The organism is Deinococcus depolymerans (assembly GCF_039522025.1).
GTDB lineage: Bacteria > Deinococcota > Deinococci > Deinococcales > Deinococcaceae > Deinococcus > Deinococcus depolymerans.
In genome coordinates this window covers 14,179-31,418 of the sequence record NZ_BAAADB010000023.1, presented here as the reverse complement: position 1 = coordinate 31,418, position 17,240 = coordinate 14,179, and the positions used below count along the sequence as shown (strand labels likewise).

Below are 17,240 nucleotides of genomic sequence, written 5' to 3'. Positions count from 1 at the left end.
TGCCAGCTCCACGTCCGGAACCTGCCCAGCTCCTCCTCGTTCAACCGGAATCCGGATCAGTGAAGGTCGTGAACGCTGCGGTTGCGGCCCGCGTGCTTGGCGCGGTACAGGGACTGGTCGGCCAGGGCGATCCAGTCGCCGGGCTGGCCGGCCGCGCCGGACGTGACACTCACGGCCCCCACGCTGACCGTGACCGTCCCGAACGGCGACGCGGCGTTCGGGATGCCCAGCGCCTCGACGTTGCGCCGCAGCCGCTCGATCACGCCGGCGGCGTCCTGGGGCGACTCGCCCGGCAGGATCACCGCGAACTCCTCGCCGCCGTAGCGGGCGAGCAGGTCCCCGGGGCCGCGCAGCGCGCCGCGCAGTGCGCCCGCCACCCGCTGCAGGCAGCGGTCGCCCTCCTGGTGCCCGTAGGTGTCGTTGAAGCCCTTGAAGTGGTCGATGTCCAGCAGTGCCAGCGTGACCGCGTGCCCGAGCGGGACCTGCGCGGCCGCCTGCTGCCACGCCCCGTCGAAGTGACGGCGGTTGGCCACGCCGGTCAGCGCGTCGGTCAGCGACAGGGTCTGCAGTTCCCGGTTGGCGCTCAGGAGTGCGTCGTGGGCGCGTTCGACCTCGCGGGTGCGTTCCAGGACCCGCTGTTCCAGCGCGAGGTTCTGCCGGCGCAGGCGACGGGTCTGCAGCAGCGGGCCGGTCAGCGTCTCGAGGAGGCTCCGCACGCGCCGCTGCCAGCGGGGCGGCTGCACGTGCAGGCGCAGCAGCGCCTGCGGGTCGCCCCAGCCGGTCAGGGGCGCGAAGGCCTGCACCTGCAGGGTGTAGCGTCCGGCGGGCAGCGACTGGTACTGGATGGGGCCCGGCGGGTGGGGCGCGGACCACTCGGCTTCCCAGCCGAGCAGGCGGTGGCGTAGCTGCAGGGTGTCCTCGTCGAGGTACCAGGGGCAGGCGGGCCAGACTTCCAGGCCCCAGTGGCCCTGCGGCAGGGTGTGCGGCCCGGCCCCGCTGGCCCGCGCGACTTCCGGTGGCAGCGGGGCCGGGCCGGGCCGGAAGGTCAGGGCGGCCAGGGTGGGCTGCGGGGGGACGGTCAGGTTCCCGAGTTCCGTCAGGTCGATCAGCAGCAGGCCGGTGTTCAGGCCGCACAGCAGCGCGCCGGGCCGGGCGGCGAGGCTGCGGCTGGTGGTGAATTCCCAGCTGTCCGCGCCGGGCCAGTTGCTCTGGCGGCGCCGCTCGCCGCTGTGGGCGTCGTACTCGGTCAGGCCGTCACTGCCGCCCACCCACAGCCGGTCGCCCTGCACCAGGACCGTCCAGCCGGCCACGGCCTCCTCGCTGCGTGCCAGCACGCGCCCCCCGCCACGCCCGAGGCGCAGCACGCGGTTGTCCTGCACGGCGATCAGGTCGCCGTTGTCGCAGGGGGCCAGGGCGTACACGTTCCCGGTGTCGCTGAGCAGGTCCGGGACGGGCAGGCTCAGGCGGCGCAGCTGGCCGTCCGGCGCGTGCCACAGGCCCTGTCCGAGCGTGCCGATCCACAGGGTGCCGTCGTGCCCGGCGCACAGGGTGTACACGTACCCCAGGGGCGTCCCGCCGCTCAGGTGGCGGCGCAGCGTGACGGGGCTGCCGGGCGGGCCGTCCAGCGGCACGCTGAGCAGGCCCCGGACCGTCCCGATCCACAGGGTGCCGTGCAGGTGCAGCAGCGCGCGGGCCGGGGCGGTCGCTTCGGGATCGGCCGGCGCGACCGGCTGCGGGGACTGGCCGGGCGCGGCGCGCCACACGCCCTGCTGCGTGGCGAACCACCGCTCGCCGGACGCGAGTTCCAGCGTGTCCCACACGGCCGGCAGTTCGGCGACCACGCCGCCCTGCCAGCCGGCGTGGGGGGCGCTGTTCTCCTCGAGGCGCCACAGCGCCTGCTCGGTGCCGATCAGCCAGGCGTGCGCGCCGCTGGGCCGCACCGAGTACGCGGCCTGCGGGAGCGGCATGCGCGGCCGGAGGTACACGCGGCGCAGCGCACTGACCCGCAGCACGCCTCGGCTATCGGTGGCGGCCCAGACGTTCCCGAAGGAGTCGCCGTGCAGGGCGTTCACGCGGCCCTCGGCCAGCGGCGGGCCGTGCGCCTGCCAGCCGGCCGCGCCGCGCCGGAAGGTCAGCAGCTGCGCGGCCGCCGCGACCCACAGTTCCGCCGGGTGGGTCCCGGTGGGCGGCTGGAACAGCAGGGCGGTGGCGGGGGCGGGCAGCGGCAGGCGGGCGCGCACGGTCCCGTCGGGGGACAGTTCGGTCAGGTGGGTGTGCCCGCCGATGAACAGCGTGCCGTCCGGGGCGACGCTCAGCGCGGTGATCGCCTCGCGTGGCAGCGCGACGGGCGGGTCGCGCCACCCGCCGCCCGTGTCCGTGCCGGGGGCGGGGTGGCCGCGCAGGGCGCCGCTCTGCGTGGCGGCCCAGATCAGCGGGCCGCTGCGGACCAGCGCGGTGATCTGCTGCCGGGCCAGGGCCGGGTCGGTGACGGCCTGCACGGTCCCGCCGGGTTCCCAGCGGTACAGGCCGGACGCCGTGCCGATCCACAGGCCGCCGCCGGCGTCCGGGTCGGGCAGCAGCGTCTCGACGCGCCCGCCAGTCCAGGTGGGGGTGGTCAGCAGGGGCTGCGCGCGCGGCGGGCCGATCTCGCGGACGTCCAGAAGGTCCACGCCGGCGTCCCCGCCGACGAGCAGTTCGTGGGGCGCGTCGGCGCGGGCGGCCAGGGCGCGCAGGCCGTGGGTGGAGAGCCCGTCGCGCTGCTGGTACCGCCGGACGCTCACGCCGTCGTAACTGGCCAGGCCGCTGGACCCCGCGAACCAGTAGCGGCCCTGGTGGTCGCATGTCAGCGCGTGGACCTGCGTGCCGGGCAGGCCGTCGCGGCGGCTGAAGCGTTTGCTGGGCAGGTCGTTCGGCAGTGGTTGCACGGGCACTCCGGGGTTCAGGGCAGACGGGCTTCTTGCAGCAGTTCGGACAGGCGCGACAGGCAGCGGCTGTACTTCTTGGCGTACGCGCCGTGCCGGTACGTGTCGCTGAACAGGCCCGTGAGGCTGGTGCCGGTGAACGCGGCGGGCAGGCCCAGGTCGTACAGCTTGTCGATGAAGTGCACGAAGCGCAGCGCGACGTTCTGGTCGGGCATGGGGGTCAGGTCGGTGACAGCGACGGCCTGCACGCCCTCCAGCAGCCGCCCGAAGCGGCTGGGGTGGACCAGCAGCAGGTGGCGGCTCAGGTCGCGGTGCGTCAGGCGGGCCAGCGTGGCGGGGTTCTGCCGGGCCTCCCAGCGGGCGTACTCGTCGCGGCCGAGGGTGTCTTCGGGGCGCACGCCGCGCTGGCGGTAGTCGGGACCGTCGATGCGGTGCGTGTCGAAACGGTCGGCGATGCCCTGAATCTGCCGCTGGAAGTCGCTGGCGTTGAAGCGGCCCTGGCCCAGCGCGCCGGGTTCGGTGTTGCTGGTGGCGATGACGCTGGTCCCGCCGGGCATCAGCTGCCCCAGGAAGGTGTTCGCCATGTGGGTGTTGCCCGGGTCGTCGAGTTCGAACTCGTCGATCAGCAGCAGGTCGTGCTGGCGGAAGGCGTCCACGGCGCGGGTCATGCCGAGCGCCCCGATGATGTACATCAGGTCCTGGAAGCTCATGATGGCGCGTTCGCCCTGCGCGGCGTGGTACGCGCTGGCCAGCAGGTGGGTCTTGCCCACCCCGAAGCCCCCGTCGAGGTACAGGCCGCGTCCCTCGGGTTTGGCGCGGCGGAACAGGCGGAACCCGCCGGGACGGACCTGCGCGCCGCGCAGGAAGGCCTGCACGGCGGTGCGGGCCTCGGCCTGGCTGGGGTAGGCGGGATTGGGGGCGTACGTGTCGAGCCGCACCTGCTGGTAGCGGTGGCTGGGCGTCAGGTCACGGGTGAGCTGCTCGGGGTGCAGGGCGGGGTTGCGGGCGCTCAGGTCAATCACGGGCGGGTCCTGCGGCGCGGCGGGCGCCGGTCGTGCGGGGGCGTTCAGGCCGGGCGGGGCGGGCAGGAACAGGGCGGGGCCGGGTCACTTGTGAACGTCGAGTTCGACTTTGAAGTTCCCGCGCCGGGTCTCGTTCACGACGCGTTTGAAGTCGATGCGGCCCAGCCCGTCGGCGCTGAGGCTGTCGCCCTCGCGGATCTCGCTGCTGGCGCGGGCCGGGGCGCCGTTCAGGCGGACCTTGCCGCCGTCGATGCCCTGCTGGAAGTACGCGCGGCTCACGCCGAAGCCCTTGGCGCCGACCACGTCCACGCGCATGGAGGGCACCACGACCTCGCGCACCCGGCTGCTCTTGCCGGCGCTCTCTCCCACGGGCTGCACCGTGACCTGCCGGCCGCCGAGTTCGGTGAGGGCCTCGAGGGCCTGGGCGGCCTTGCCGGTCGTGGCGATCAGGAAGTCCCCGCGGTCCTCGCGCAGGTCGCCGAGCTGCGCCTCGTCGAGGCCCAGGCGGCGCAGCTGCACGCTGAAGTCCTGCAGGTCCCAGTGGGGCGCGGCGTCTTCGGGCGTCACGCGGTACACCTGCACGCCGCTGTCCACCTCGGGAATATGGGCGGGGTGCAGGGTCAGGATCACGCGCCGGGCGTCGGGGAACCCGCCGGCGATCTTGTGGTTCAGGTCGTCGCCGCTCAGCAGGCGGCGGTCGATGTCGTCACTGTCCAGGAAGGGGGTGCGGACGACCCGGCCTCCGCGGGCCTGCGCGACCAGGGTGGAGAGCTTGTGCTTCATGCGCCTCAGGATAGTGCGCGGGGGGGGCCGGTGGGCGGGCGGGGTGCATTTGCATGAAGGTGGTAAGACTTGGGGTGGCACGATGGAGCGGTGCGTGTCCGGCAAGTCCGGCCGCCGGCGCTGCGGGTTCTCCCGGCCCGCCCTCCCTGTCTCCCTTCCGCGTCTTTCATGCGTCCGCCGGCGCCGCCCCGGCACGCGAGGTACTCCAGAAGTGACCCCCCCTGCTTCCTTTTCCGCCGTTCACGCCACCCTGAGTGACCTGCTGCGCGTGCATGCGCCGCAGGCGACGCTACTGGCCTCGCTGGGCGACGAGGTGCTGCGCGTGCGGGCCGACGCGCCGGCCGTGTCGGTCGGACCGGACCTGGTTCCCCCGGACGAGTGGTTCGACCGGGGCGAGATGACCTGGCTCACGCGGGACGGCTCGCTGCTGGGCCTGCTGTGGACCGAGGACACCGCGGTGCCGCCGGCGGCCGTGCAGGTCCTGACCATGCTGCTGGCCGCCGCGCGGGTGGACGGCACGAACCGCGAGACCGAGGTGCTGGTCACGCAGCTGCCGGTCGCGACGGCCTGGCTCACGGCGGACCTGAGCTTCCGCAAGGTCAGCCGCCCCTTCCTGGAACTGTTCGGCCTGACCGAGGCGCAGGTGGTGGGACAGGGCGTGCAGGAGATCTTCGCGGGCCGCGCGGCCTTCCTGGACGTGCTGGCGCAGGCCGGCGCGGGCCGCTCCGTGCGCCTGCCGGACGAGCAGGTGCGCCGCGGCAGCGCGGTGGTGTGGGTGCGCGGCGAGGCACGCCCCTACTACGGGGGCGCGGTGGCCGGCGTGATGCTGACGCTGCAGGACGTGACGGGCGAGTACGAGCGGGCCGCGCGGGTCTCGGCGCTGCTGGACACCGACACCCCGGCGGCGCTGCTGTCGGATTCCGGGGCGGTCCTGCAGGCCAGTCACGGGCTGCTGGAACTGCTGCCGGCAACGTCGCCGGTCGTGACGGGCGCGCCGCTGTGGGCGTGGCCGTGCTTCGCGAACGTGCCGTCGGACACCGTGCGGGACCTGGTGCGGCTGGCGGCGACGGGCGGCGCGGCGCGCGCCGAGGTGGAACTGCAGGGCGGCGGAAGCCTGACCCTCAGTGTGCGCCGCACGTCCGAGGAGGGCCTGCTGGTCGCGCAGGGTGAAGCCGGGGGCCGCGACGGCCGCGCGCCGCTCGGCGTGATGACCCAGGTCCTGGCGCTGTCCGAGGACGCGACGATCCTGGTCGATCACCTGGGGCGCGCGCAGCTGGTCAGTGAGCGGGCGTCGGCGCTGCTGGGCGTGGAAGCCGCGCGGCTGGTGGGCCTGGGCATCTCGCGGGTGCTGGGGGAACTGGGCGTGCGGCTGTTCACGCCCGAGGGCGAGCCGCTGATCATGCCCGAGTGGAAGGACGTGCCGCTTCCCATGCGCCGCGAGGTGCTGCTGGCCCTGCCGGACGGCACGGTGCGGCAGATGGAGCTGCGCGCCACCGGCGTGGGCGGCGAGGCGGGCGGGGCGCGCGGCAGCGTGCTGCTGACCCTGCGGGACCTGACGGCGCTGCGCCGCGCCCAGGCGAAGATCCGGCACGACGCGCGGCACGATTCCCTGACCGGACTGCTCAACCGCACCGGGCTGCGCGAGGCGCTGAACGCGGCGGGCGGGTCGGGCAGCGTGGTGTGCCTGGACCTCGACGGGTTCGGGGCGCTGAACGCCGCGCTGGGCCGCACCGCCTGCGACCGGCTGCTGATTCAGGTGGCGGCGCGCCTGAACGACCTTGCCAACGAGTCCCGGGGGCAGGCGGCGCGGCTGGCCGACGACTCCTTCGCGGTGACGCTGCCGGGCGTGGACCCACTGGGCGCGGCGGGACGGGTGCGCCTGACCCTGCAGCAGGTGCCGCTGCGGGTCGGTCAGCGGGACGTGTCGGTCAGCGTGGCGCTGGGCGTGGTGGGCCTCAAGGCGGGCGTGCCGGGCGACGCGGCCCTCGGGGACGCCGAGGTCGCCATGCAGCACGCCAAACGGCAGGGCCGCGATCAGGTCAGCGTGTTCAACCCGGACCTGCGTGAGCAGGTGGCCCGCGCCTTCGAACTGGAAGAGGCGCTGCGCGGCGCGGTCGAGGGCGAGCAGTTCACGCTGCTGTACCAGCCGGCCATCTCGCTGCGGGAGGGCCGCGCCGTGAGTGCCGAGGCGCTGCTGCGCTGGAACCACCCGACGCTGGGCATGCTGAGCCCCAACCGCTTCCTGGACCTGGCGAGCCGCAGCGACCTGATCACCAGCATCAGCGAGTGGGTGGTGCAGGAGGCCGTGCTGGGCCGCTCGGCGGTGCGCGCGGCGCTGCCGGACCGGTTCGGGAACTGGACGGTCAGCGTGAACCTGGGCCTTGAGGAACTGCGCCGCAGCAGTGGCCTGCGCCGCCTGCTGCCGCTGCTGTCCGCCGAGGGCGCCCCGGACATCGAGGTGGCCGCCGGGAGTCTGCTGGACCACAGTCAGGAGACGCTGGGCCTGCTGGAGCAGCTGCGCTCGCTGGGCGCGCGCCTGAGCGTGGACGACTTCGGGGACGGCGCGAGCAGCCTCGCCTCGCTCACGCGCTTCCCGCTGAGCGCCGTGAAACTGCACCCCACCCTGACGGCCCGCCTGCCCGGCGACGACAAGTCCCTGGCGCTGGTGCAGGGCACCATTGACCTGGCGCACCGCCTGGGCCTGGAGGTGGTGGCGGTGGGCGTGGAGACGGCCGAGCAGCTGAACGTGCTGCGCGGGCTGGGCTGTGACGCGGCGCAGGGGTACGCGATCACGCCGCCGCTGGGCCGCGCCGAACTGCTCTCCTGGCTGCGCGACCACTGATACGGACGCCGTCTGTTTCGCTGACAATCCGGAACCCCGCCGGATTGCCAGCTCCACGTCCGGAGGGGCGTTTCTCTCCTGCTCTGCGGCGCAGCTCTCCGAGTCGCATCCGCTCGGATTGAATGGCCTTTGCAGCCCATTCAATCGGAGTCCGTATTACAGGTCGTTCGACCCGAGTCCGTGTGCTGACGGAGGGGGCGGGCCGGGTCGCCGGGGCGCGACTTCATGAATGGACGGTCAAGTGAAGGGTGGGCGGCGCTGCTGTCAGGCCCGGACAATCTGCTTAACGTGAAGCGGTCGCACTTCACTTTCCTGGAGGTTCCCGCATGTCTGACCGCACCCCCACCAACGACCGCACCCCCACCCTGGCCCGCCGCGACGCCCTGCGCCTGATCGGCACGGCCGGCGCGCTGGCCGCCGCCGCGCCCCTGGCCTCCGCGCAGACCGCTCCCGCTGCAACGGCGGCCCCCACCGCCATGAACGGCCACGGCTTCTACCGCCAGAAGATCGGGAACATGACCGTCACGGTCCTCAGCGACGGCACCGCCCCGCTGGCCGCGCTGCTGCCCACCTGGGGCGCCAACCCGGACCGGCAGGCCGAATTCACGCAGACCCTCGCCGAGTACCACGTGCCCGCCACGAACACCGTCAACCACTTCAACCCCGTACTGGTCGAACTGGACGGCCAGCGCATCCTGATCGACACGGGACGCGGCGGCGCGGCCGGGCAACTGGTCACCAACCTGCGCCGCGCCGGCATCGAACCGGACAGCGTGAACACGGTGTTCATCACGCACGGGCACGGCGACCACATCGGCGGCCTGACCACCGCCGGGAAACCCACCTACCCGAACGCGCAGCACGTCATGGGCGAGGCGGAATTCAACTTCTGGGTCACGCAGGCCACCCCCAACGACGCCGTGAAGAACAACCTGATCGCCCTGAAAGACCGCTTCAGGCTCATCCAGCCCGGGCAGGAGATCGTGCCGGGCCTGACGACCGTCCCCACGCCCGGCCACACCGCCAACCACCTGAGCGTCCTCGCGCAGAGCGCCGGGCAGGGCGTCATGATCCTCGGGGACGCCGGCGGGCACTTCCTGATCTCCCTGAAACACCAGGGCGCGTACGTCAGCTTCGACACGAACGGCGCGCAGGCCGCCCAGACCCGCCAGCGGATCTTCAACCGCATCGTCACCGAGGGGCTGTGGGTCACCGGCTACCACTTCCCCTTCCACGCCATCGGCCACCTGCGCCGCCTGAACGCCCGCTCGTACGAATTCGAGCCGACCGTCTGGAACTGGAGCTGAACGGGGCACGGAGGGCGTAGGCAGCGAAGAAGACAACCATGCCGCCGACCGCCCGCCACAGAAGAGAGGCCCGCACGGAACGCATCCGTGCGGGCCTCCTCTGTCGCGCGGCTTCCGGGGGTGGGGGGCCGCCTCCAGCCCCTCCACTCCCTGCGGCCTCCTTCATACGGACTCCGTTTGTTTCGCCAACAATCCGGAACTTCACCGGATTGCCGGCTCCACGTCCGGAGGGCCGTGTTGCTCCCACTCGCTCCGCTCGGATTGAACGGGCTTTGCAGCCCATTCAATCGGAGTCCGTATGATCAGTGGTGCGGACACTGTTCAAGCGCAGGAGGGGACAAGCATGGAACACGTCTTCTGTAACGCCAGTCCTGCTCACCCCCTCCCAGCCTCCCCCCTCAAGGGGGAGGGGTCAACACGGCGTGTTCATCGCTGGTCTGCCCTGAAGGTATGAGCCTGTCCGCACCATTGATTACACGCCCTGAACGTCGAAGGTCAGGCCGAGTTCTTTCAGGGTGTCGTCGTTGGGGTCGCGGCCGGTGACGACGGCGTACGCGGCGCGGTCGGGGGTCAGCCAGGTGTCCATGACGCGGCGCAGGTCGTCGAGGGTGACGGCCAGCAGGCGGGTCTTGTACGCTTCCTGCACGTCGGGCGTGTAGCCGGCCTGGTCGCTGTAGAAGCGCATGCGTCCGGCGGTGTCGGGGCTGGTGAGCGGGTCGAGGACCTTGCTGGCGCCCAGGATCGCCTCGGTCAGTTCGCGCTGCCCGAGGGGCGTGTCGAGGAAGGCGCGGGCGTCGCGGAACACGCGGTAGGTGCGGGCGACGTTCGGGTCGCGGTAGCTGCTCATGGCGAACACGCCCTCGCGGGTGTCGAAGCTGGCCGCGCCGCCGTACGCGCCGCCCTTCTCGCGGATTTCCTTGAGCAGGTAGTTGCTGCGCAGCAGGCGCGACAGGACCAGCAGGGCGGGGCTGTCCGGGTGGGTGTACGGCACGGTCTGGAACGCCACGGCGTTGAACGCGACCGGAGAGTCGGTCGTGCGGGCCTGCGGGCGGCGCGGAGCGGGGGTGGGGGCGGGGCGGCCGACGGGGGCGCTGCCCGTGAACAGGTCGGTGACGCCGCTCAGGTCGAGGGTCAGGTCCGGTTCGGTGGCGGTCAGGGCCAGGACGGGCGTGCCGGTCAGGATCAGGTCGCGGATGCGGCCGAAACGGGCCATGAGGTCGTCGAGGCCGCGGATGCCGCCGCTCTGATCCTCCACGGCCCGCCCTTCCACGATGCCCTTGAGGGTGTTCAGGGCGCTCAGGCCGCCGAAGCGTTCGCCGAGCGCCCCGGCGGGGCTGACCTGCGCCCCGGCGAGGCGTTCGGCGTAGGCGTTGCCGCTCTGCACGACGCTGGCCTTCAGGCCCGCGAGTCGCTGGCGCAGCAGCTGTTCCAGGCGGTCGCGGGTGAATTCCGGCGCGGCCAGCAGGTCGCGGATCACGCCGGTCAGGGCGGGGGCGTTGCGGGCCAGGGCCTTGCCGCTGAAACTGAGGCTCAGGCGCAGGGCGTTCAGGTCGTCGGGGCGCACGCCGGCGCTGACGCTGGCGCTCACGCCGCCCGTGACGGCCTCCATGCGGCGCGCCAGGGCCACGTAGTCCTGCCCGGCCGCGCCGCCGCGCGTGACGGCGAAGGCGTACAGCGGCAGGGCGTCCAGCAGGTCGTCCGGCACGTCCGGCAGGCGCACCTGCACGTCCAGGTAGCTCAGGCCGCCGGTCGGCTGGGCGATGCGGGCAATCAGGGCGCGGCCCGCGTCCTCGGTGCGGTACGGCACGCGCGGCACGCTGGGCGGCACGTCCGACAGGCTCAGGGTGGGCAGGGTGTCCAGCGGGTGCTCCTGCGCCTGCAGTTCCTTGAGGCGCAGGCTCTCGGCCACGATGCGCGCGCGGTCCTCGTCGGTGAATTCGGCGCTCAGGCGGTCGATCAGGGCCTGCTCGTCGGCCTCGGTGCGCGCGGCGAGTTCCGGGTCCGGCGCGAGTTCCAGCGTCACGCGGTGCGGGTTGTTCAGCAGCCCCTCCTCGATCATGGGCTCGAAGACGCGCCCGGCGTTCAGGTCGGCGCGCAGGCGGTCCAGTTCGGCGTCCAGGCGCAGGCCGGTCAGCGGGTCGCCGCCGTACAGCCACGGCCCCAGCATGCGGAACATCACCTGCAGCGCGAAGGGGTACCCGGCGTTGCTGACTTCCTTCTGGCCGATCTCGAACTGGTGCAGGCTGCTCTCGATCAGTTCGGGTTCGATGCCGCCCTGCGCGATGGCGCGCAGGGTGTCCAGCACCAGCGTCTCGACGGCCTGCACCTGCCCGGCCCCCAGGCCCTTGAGGCCCACGGCGAACGCGCCCTCCCGGAACGAGTCGCGGTAACCGCTGAGGTCCGCGAGGCCCGCCCCCAGTCCGGACTCGATCAGCGGGCGGGTCAGGGGCGCGGCCGGGTTGCCCAGCAGCACGTCACTCAGGACGCTCCAGCGCAGGTTGGCGTCGGCGTCGCTGGTCAGGCCCAGTTTCCACAGCACGCTCACCTGCGCGCCGCGTTCGGTGTCGGTGCCGGGGTACTCGACCCGTTCGCGGCGCGGCGCGGTGAACGGCGTCTGATCGGGAATGCTGACGTCCAGCGTCTGCGCCGTGAACTGCCCCATGACGTGCGCCTCGATGGCGTCCAGGATTCGCTCCAGCGGGAGCTTCCCGTAGGTGTAGAAGAAGGCGTTGCTGGGGTGGTAGTGCGCCGCGTGGAAGGCCCGCAGGTTCTCGTAGGTCAGTTCCGGGATGTTCTCGGGTGCGCCGCCGGAGTTGTTCGCGTACGTCAGGTCCGGGTACAGCGCCTTCCCGAAGGCCCGCCACATGACCGAACCGGGGTTCGCCATGCCGCCCTTCATCTCGTTGTACACCACGCCCTGCAACTTCAGCGGGGTCGTGGGGTCGTCGGGCGTCTCGAACTCGAAGCGGTGCCCGTCCTGCCGGAAGGACTCGTAGCGCATCAGCGGGAAGAACGTGGCGTCCAGGTACACCGACAGCAGGTTGAAGAAGTCCTGCTCGTTGCGGGTGCTGAACGGGTAGGTGGTCCAGTCGTTGCTGGTCATGGCGTTCATGAAGGTGTTCAGGCTGCGCGGCAGCATCGCGAAGAACGGGTCCGGCACCGGGTAACGCTGGCTGCCCATCAGGACGATGTGCTCCAGGATGTGCGCCACGCCCGTGCTGTCCTTGGGAACGGTCGGGAAGGTCACCGCGAACGCGGCGTTGTCGTCCTCGCGGATCACGTGCGCGTGCCGGGCGCCCAGTTCGTGCGACAGCAGCACCAGCGTGCCCTGCATTTCCGGGAGGGCCTCGACCCGCTCGACGGTGTAACGGCCCAGACGCTCGCCCACGCGGGGCGCAGCAGATACCAGTGAAGTCATGCCCCCGAGTCTAATGCCGCGCCCCCGCCCGGAACGCTGGAATGCGCGACGATTCCCGGTGCGGGGCGGGCGTCATGCGAATCTCACCGGGAGGGCCGGTGCGGGCAGGTACACTGCGGGGCATATGGCACCTCACCGAACCGCTGTCCGGCTCGCGCTGGCCGGCCTGCTCACGGCCCTGCTGGCGGCCTGCGGACAGGAGATCACGGGAACCTCCGCCAGCGGCGCGCGGGAAGCGCTGTACTTCGCGGACAGTCCGTCCGGGCTGCCGCCGCTGTACACCGGGGAGGCGTACACGGCGACCCTGACGGTCGCGGGCGGTGCCGGTCCGTACGCGGCGCGGCAGTCGGGCGGCACCCTCCCGCCGGGCCTGACCCTCAGCGGCCTGACCCTGAGCGGCACGCCGAAGACCAGCGGCACCTACGCGTTCACGGTGACCGTCACGGACGCCACGCTGAGCAAGAACAGCAAGGAGTACCGCGTGACCGTGCAGGACCTGCCGCCGCTGTCCCTGGCGCCCACCCTGCCGGCCGGGGAGATCCGCGGGGACACGCGCGTGCCCGTGACCATCAGCGCGCCCCGGAACGTGCGCGCCGCGCGGTTCGTGTGGGACCTGCCGGCCGGCGTGAGCCTCGGCGGCGCGCAGCCGGGCGAGACGGGCGGCGTGCTGTTCTGGCGGCAGGAGGGTCAGCGCCTGACCGTGGACGTGGGCTTCAAGGCCGCGCCGCGCAGCGGGGCGCGCGTGGCGCTGCTGAGCCTGAAGGTCACGAAGCCAGTCACGCTGAGCGGGAGCGCGCTGGGGTACGAGGCGCGTGACGGGCAGGGCAAGCTGCTGTCCGAGCGGCTGATGCCCGACGAGCAGAAGAAACGCGACGAGGCCGCCGCGAAAGCCGCTGCCGAGAAGACCGCTGCCGAGAAAGCCACGCCGGAGAAGGCCGCGACAGAGAAAGCCACGCCGGAGAAGGCCGCGGCCGAGAAGACCTTCCCGGAGAACGCGGTCCCCGGGAAGGCCGCGCCCACACCGGCCCCGGTCACGCCCACCCCCGGAGGGAAACCGTGAGGGCCGGCCCGGCCCTGCAGGCGACGTTGCTGGCGGGCCTGCTGGGACTGACCGGGGCGGCGCGGGCCACCACCGCGCCCCCCCTGACCCTGGCGCAGCAGGCGAGGAAGGCCGAGGTGATCGTGCGCGCCACGCTCGGCACGCCCGCCGAGGTCCGGGACGGCGACGTGACGTACGTGGCGTACCCGCTGACCGTCACCGAGACCATCGCGGGCGACCCGGCCAGCCTGCCCCGGCAGGGCGGCGCGCCGGCGCTGCTGTTCCTGAAGGGTGTGGCCGACCTGCCGGACCTGCGCAGCGGTCAGGACGTGATCGCGCTGCTGTACGCGGGGCGGTTCGACAGTCCGCTGGTGGGGTTCAACCAGGGCTTCTACCCGGTCGTGAACGGCAGTCTGGTTCCGGGGGTGTCGGTCACGCCGGCTGTCACGGCCGTCACGCCGGCCACCCCGGCTGTCCCACCGGCTGCCACGCCCACCCCGCCCGCCACCGAGACCATCACGGATCCGGCAAAACTGCGCGCCGCGATCCTGGCGGCGCGGGAGGTGCGCCCATGAACGCTCCCCGCTCCCGGCTGGCCCGACACCTGCGGCGCACGCAGGACCGCCGCACCCGCATCGCCGCGCTGCTGGCCGCCGCACTGACCGGCGCGTCGCACGGCCACGCCGACGCCGCCAGCGTGAAACTCCGCCCGCAGGGCGAGGCCCTGACCAGGGCCGTGCAGGCCGCGCTGGCCGCCATCAGCACGCCGGAACTGCCGGTCACGCTGGACACCAGCGGCGGCCCGCTGCTGACGCTGGGCGGCAGCGGGCCGAGCGCCGCGCCGTTCAACCCGGACGTCGCCGCGCGCCTGTTCGTGAGCGGCTCGGAACGCCGCATCGAGTTCAACCCGCGCGGCCCGCTGCCGCTGGCGGAGGCCGTGCAGGGCGAACTGGCCCGCGAACTGGGCCTGAAGGACTGGACGCCCAGCGCCGCGCGGACCGCCCTGAGCGGCGCGGACCTGAACGGCGACGGCCGCATCGACCTGACCGACCTGGCCATCCTCATGAACAACTACGGCAAGCCCGGCACCAGCGGCGACCTGAACCAGGACCGCCGGGTGGACGACGCCGACCTGCGCCTGTTCAGCGAGCAGTACAACAAACGCTGAGCCTCGCCGGGCGGGGCGGGGACCGGGCGCACAGACCCCGCCCCGCCCACCCTGCTACGCTGCCCGGCATGACCGATTCCAGTTACTCTCCCTATGACCCGGACACCATCGACCTGCAGGACTTCCTGAAGATGCGCGGGCTGGTCGAGACGGGCGGTGAGGCCAAGTTCCGCGTGCAGGGCGGCGAGGTCCGCCTGAACGGGCAGATCGAGACCCGCCGCCGCCGCAAACTGCGCCGGGGTGACATTGTCGAGTACGCCGGGCAGCGCGTCACGGTGGACTGGTAAGCGTGGGGCTGTACGAGGAGGCGGTGCTGGACTTCCGGAACCGCAAGGACCAGCATTTCGCGGCCGGGAAGGGGCCGGTGGACCCGCAGGCGTTCCACGGCCTGCGGTACTTCGCGCCGGACGAGGCGTGGGCGTTCACGGTGCTGCTCGAGCGCCTGCCGCAGGACGCAGCGGAGTTCCCGCTGGAGACGAACACCGGCGAGACACGCTTCATGGCCCGCTACGGGCAGGTGACGGTGCCCCTGCCGGGCGGCGAGCGGACCCTGAGCGTGTTCGCGCCGCTGGGCGAGGAACAGCCGGCGCGGGTGTTCATTCCGTTCCGGGACGCCACGAGCGGCGCGGCCGAGGGCGGCACGTACGGCGCGGGCCGCTACCTGGACGCCCCGCTGGACCGGCAGCTGGGCGGCGACGGGGCGCTGGTGCGCGTGGACTTCAACCTGGCGTACCACCCGTACTGCGCGTACGGGGACGGCTGGACCTGCCCGCTGCCCCCGCGGGAGAACTGGCTGCCGGACGCGGTCACGGCGGGCGAACGCCTGCCCTGACCGGGGGACCTGCCGTCAGCGGGCGATGACGGCGGCGTACAGCTCCGTCACGCCCGCCTCCTTCAGGGTGTCCTGGCAGGCGAGCAGGGTGTTGCCGGTGGTGAACACGTCGTCGATCAGCAGCACCGGACCGCCCGGCAGCGCGTCCGGGTGGGCGCGGAACGCGCCGTGCAGGTCCTCGCGCTGCGCGGCGTGACGGCGGGCCTGCTGCGCGGTGTGGCGGGTGCGTTGCAGACCCGGCACGCACGGCACGCCCAGCCCCGCGGCCACGGCGCGGCCCAGCAGTTCCGCCTGGTTGAAGCCCCGTTGCCGCTGCCGGGCCGGGTGCAGCGGCACGGGCACGACCGCCCGCACGTCCCAGTGGGTGGGCACGCCCTGCGCGAGCGCCTCGCCCAGCACGGCGGCGAGGTCGCGGGCCCCGCCGAACTTCAGGGTGCGGACCACGCGGCGGTTCACGCCCCGGTACGCGCCCAGCGTCACGAGGTGCGGGACCGGCTGGGCACGCAGGGGGCTGTGCGCCTCCACGCGGGCGTGCAGGTGGGCGCGGCAGGCGGGGCACAGGCCGGCGGCGCGGCCCAGCTGCCCGCCGCAGCCGGGGCAGGCGCGGGGCAGCAGGGCGCGCAGGGCGTCCCCGAGCAGCTGCGCGGCGTTCAGGGCGATCCCCGCTGCAGTTCGTCCAGGAACAGGGGCGGTTCGGTCTCCTGGATGCGCTGCCACGCGGCGTTCAGTCCGGTGGGGTCCAGCATGGGCGCGGCCAGCGAGAAGCTGGCGATGTGGTGCGCGCAGACGCGCTGCACGCCGCTCTCGCCCAGGCGGGCGCGTTCGGTCGGGGTCAGCAGCGCGGCGAAGGCGGCCGGGTCGCCCAGCGCGGGGTGACCGCCCTCGCGGATCGCGGCGCGCAGGAACGCGGCGACCTCGGCCGGGTTCAACCAGAACCCGAACATCAGTTCGTCCGACAGGGCGTCCAGTCGGCGCATCTGCGCGCTGTCCATGCCCCGGCGGATCAGGGACCGGGCGAGGTCCTGGCGTTCCAGGCGCAGCGCGGCGTACTGCGCCAGGCTCAGCTGCCCGCCGGGCGGCGCGACCTGGCCGCCCACGGCGCGGCGCAGGCGGTAGGCCAGCACGTATCCCTGGTACTCGCGCAGCAGTTCCGTCACGGGAGCGGTCACGCCGCCCAGTGTAGGGGGCGGACACCGGGAGCGGCGCGGGGCCGGTCCCATCCGATCTTCACGCCCACTTCACCCGGGCGCGGCAGACTGCGCGGGAATCATACGGACTCCGTTTGTTTCGCCGACCATCCGGAACTTCACCGGATTGCCGGCTCCACGTCCGGAACCCGCTTCTCTCCTTCTCTGCGGAGCAACTCTCCGAGTCGCATCCGCTCGGACCCAGCGGGCTTTGCAGCCCATTCAATCGGAGTCCGTATCACAGGTGTGTGGCGGGACAAAGGACACGCGGGGAGCGCCTAAGCTGGGCGTCACAGCCTTCCCTGAACGTTGGTTCCGTCTTCCGGTCGCCGCGCCGCGTCCCCGGCCGTCCCCGCTTCCGCCTCGCCCCTGCCCCACTGCCTGCCGTTTCCCCCCTTCCAGAGGAGAGTGTCCGACGATGTATCTGCTGCGGTCCCTGCATGAATTCGAGTACCGTTCCCACGCCGGGGAGGACCTGCTGGGCCGGGTGGACATCTGGACGGACGTGGCCGCCACGCGCGCCGTGCTGGTCCTGCGGGACCTGCCGGTCGGTGAGGCGGGCCGGGCGCTGGCGGCCCTGAACGACAGCGTCCTGCCGTACCTGCTGCGTCCGGCCACGACCCTGCTGACGCTGGTCCTGCGCCCACTCGAGGCGGGCGTCAAGGCGCGCGCGCTGGTGCTGCCGCAGAGCGCCTGATACGGACTCCGATTGAATGGCTTT

General features: G+C 72.9%; 14 protein-coding genes. 8 read left to right on the top strand and 6 right to left on the bottom strand.

Features of this window, described 5'->3' with window-relative positions; all coding sequences use genetic code 11:
* Window positions 1-56 precede the first annotated feature (56 nt).
* The 3 genes from ABDZ66_RS12145 to ABDZ66_RS12135 all read right to left on the bottom strand — a co-directional run bounded on the left by ABDZ66_RS12145 (window position 57) and on the right by ABDZ66_RS12135 (window position 4,726).
* On the bottom strand, window positions 57-2,924 hold the full coding sequence (locus ABDZ66_RS12145) for a diguanylate cyclase (RefSeq protein WP_343759249.1): 2,868 nt from the start codon (window positions 2,922-2,924) through the stop codon (window positions 57-59).
* A gap of 14 nt (window positions 2,925-2,938) precedes the next feature.
* On the bottom strand, window positions 2,939-3,943 hold the full coding sequence (gene zapE / locus ABDZ66_RS12140) for a cell division protein ZapE (RefSeq protein WP_343759247.1): 1,005 nt from the start codon (window positions 3,941-3,943) through the stop codon (window positions 2,939-2,941).
* Window positions 3,944-4,027: 84 nt separating this feature from the next.
* The gene (locus ABDZ66_RS12135) at window positions 4,028-4,726 is read right to left on the bottom strand and encodes a S4 domain-containing protein (protein ID WP_343759245.1); all 699 of its coding nucleotides are present in this window, start codon (window positions 4,724-4,726) and stop codon (window positions 4,028-4,030) included.
* Between the two features lie 211 nt (window positions 4,727-4,937).
* On the opposite strand from ABDZ66_RS12135, the gene ABDZ66_RS12130 reads away from it, so the two are divergent.
* Together ABDZ66_RS12130 and ABDZ66_RS12125 are read left to right on the top strand one after the other, a co-directional pair.
* On the top strand, window positions 4,938-7,568 hold the full coding sequence (locus ABDZ66_RS12130; protein WP_343759243.1) for a sensor domain-containing protein: 2,631 nt from the start codon (window positions 4,938-4,940) through the stop codon (window positions 7,566-7,568).
* A 326-nt stretch (window positions 7,569-7,894) separates the two neighbouring features.
* The gene (locus tag ABDZ66_RS12125; protein WP_343759242.1) at window positions 7,895-8,875 is read left to right on the top strand and encodes an MBL fold metallo-hydrolase; all 981 of its coding nucleotides are present in this window, start codon (window positions 7,895-7,897) and stop codon (window positions 8,873-8,875) included.
* A 472-nt stretch (window positions 8,876-9,347) separates the two neighbouring features.
* On the opposite strand, the gene ABDZ66_RS12120 is transcribed toward ABDZ66_RS12125, so the two are convergent.
* Window positions 9,348-12,293, bottom strand: a complete 2,946-nt coding sequence (locus ABDZ66_RS12120) for an insulinase family protein (RefSeq protein WP_343759240.1) — start codon at window positions 12,291-12,293, stop codon at window positions 9,348-9,350.
* A gap of 124 nt (window positions 12,294-12,417) precedes the next feature.
* Here ABDZ66_RS12120 and ABDZ66_RS12115 point away from each other — a divergent pair, with 124 nt between their 5' ends.
* The 5 genes from ABDZ66_RS12115 (at window position 12,418) to ABDZ66_RS12095 (ending at window position 15,332) form a co-directional block, all read left to right on the top strand.
* Window positions 12,418-13,353, top strand: coding sequence for an Ig domain-containing protein (locus ABDZ66_RS12115; protein ID WP_343759238.1), 936 nt, complete (start codon window positions 12,418-12,420; stop codon window positions 13,351-13,353).
* A complete protein-coding gene (locus tag ABDZ66_RS12110; RefSeq protein WP_343759236.1) occupies window positions 13,350-13,907 on the top strand; it encodes a hypothetical protein in 558 nt (185 codons plus the stop codon). The genes ABDZ66_RS12115 and ABDZ66_RS12110 overlap by 4 nt, the downstream gene beginning before the upstream one ends.
* Window positions 13,904-14,500, top strand: a complete 597-nt coding sequence (locus tag ABDZ66_RS12105) for a hypothetical protein (protein WP_343759234.1) — start codon at window positions 13,904-13,906, stop codon at window positions 14,498-14,500. The genes ABDZ66_RS12110 and ABDZ66_RS12105 overlap by 4 nt, the downstream gene beginning before the upstream one ends.
* 68 nt (window positions 14,501-14,568) lie before the next feature.
* Window positions 14,569-14,787, top strand: a complete 219-nt coding sequence (locus tag ABDZ66_RS12100; RefSeq protein ID WP_189064052.1) for an RNA-binding S4 domain-containing protein — start codon at window positions 14,569-14,571, stop codon at window positions 14,785-14,787.
* 2 nt (window positions 14,788-14,789) lie between these two features.
* Window positions 14,790-15,332, top strand: a complete 543-nt coding sequence (locus ABDZ66_RS12095) for a DUF1684 domain-containing protein (protein ID WP_425544429.1) — start codon at window positions 14,790-14,792, stop codon at window positions 15,330-15,332.
* Between the two features lie 15 nt (window positions 15,333-15,347).
* Here the strand turns inward: ABDZ66_RS12095 and ABDZ66_RS12090 are convergent, their stop codons facing one another.
* Both ABDZ66_RS12090 and ABDZ66_RS12085 read right to left on the bottom strand, forming a co-directional pair.
* Window positions 15,348-16,049, bottom strand: a complete 702-nt coding sequence (locus ABDZ66_RS12090; protein ID WP_343759231.1) for a ComF family protein — start codon at window positions 16,047-16,049, stop codon at window positions 15,348-15,350.
* A complete protein-coding gene (locus ABDZ66_RS12085) occupies window positions 15,983-16,501 on the bottom strand; it encodes a hypothetical protein (RefSeq protein WP_343759229.1) in 519 nt (172 codons plus the stop codon). The genes ABDZ66_RS12090 and ABDZ66_RS12085 overlap by 67 nt, the downstream gene beginning before the upstream one ends.
* 436 nt (window positions 16,502-16,937) lie before the next feature.
* Between ABDZ66_RS12085 and ABDZ66_RS12080 the strand changes: the two genes are divergently transcribed.
* Window positions 16,938-17,216 carry a hypothetical protein gene (locus ABDZ66_RS12080; RefSeq protein ID WP_343759227.1) on the top strand — a complete coding sequence of 93 codons (279 nt, stop codon included), beginning with the start codon at window positions 16,938-16,940 and terminating at the stop codon, window positions 17,214-17,216.
* The last annotated feature ends 24 nt before the right edge of the window (window positions 17,217-17,240 follow it).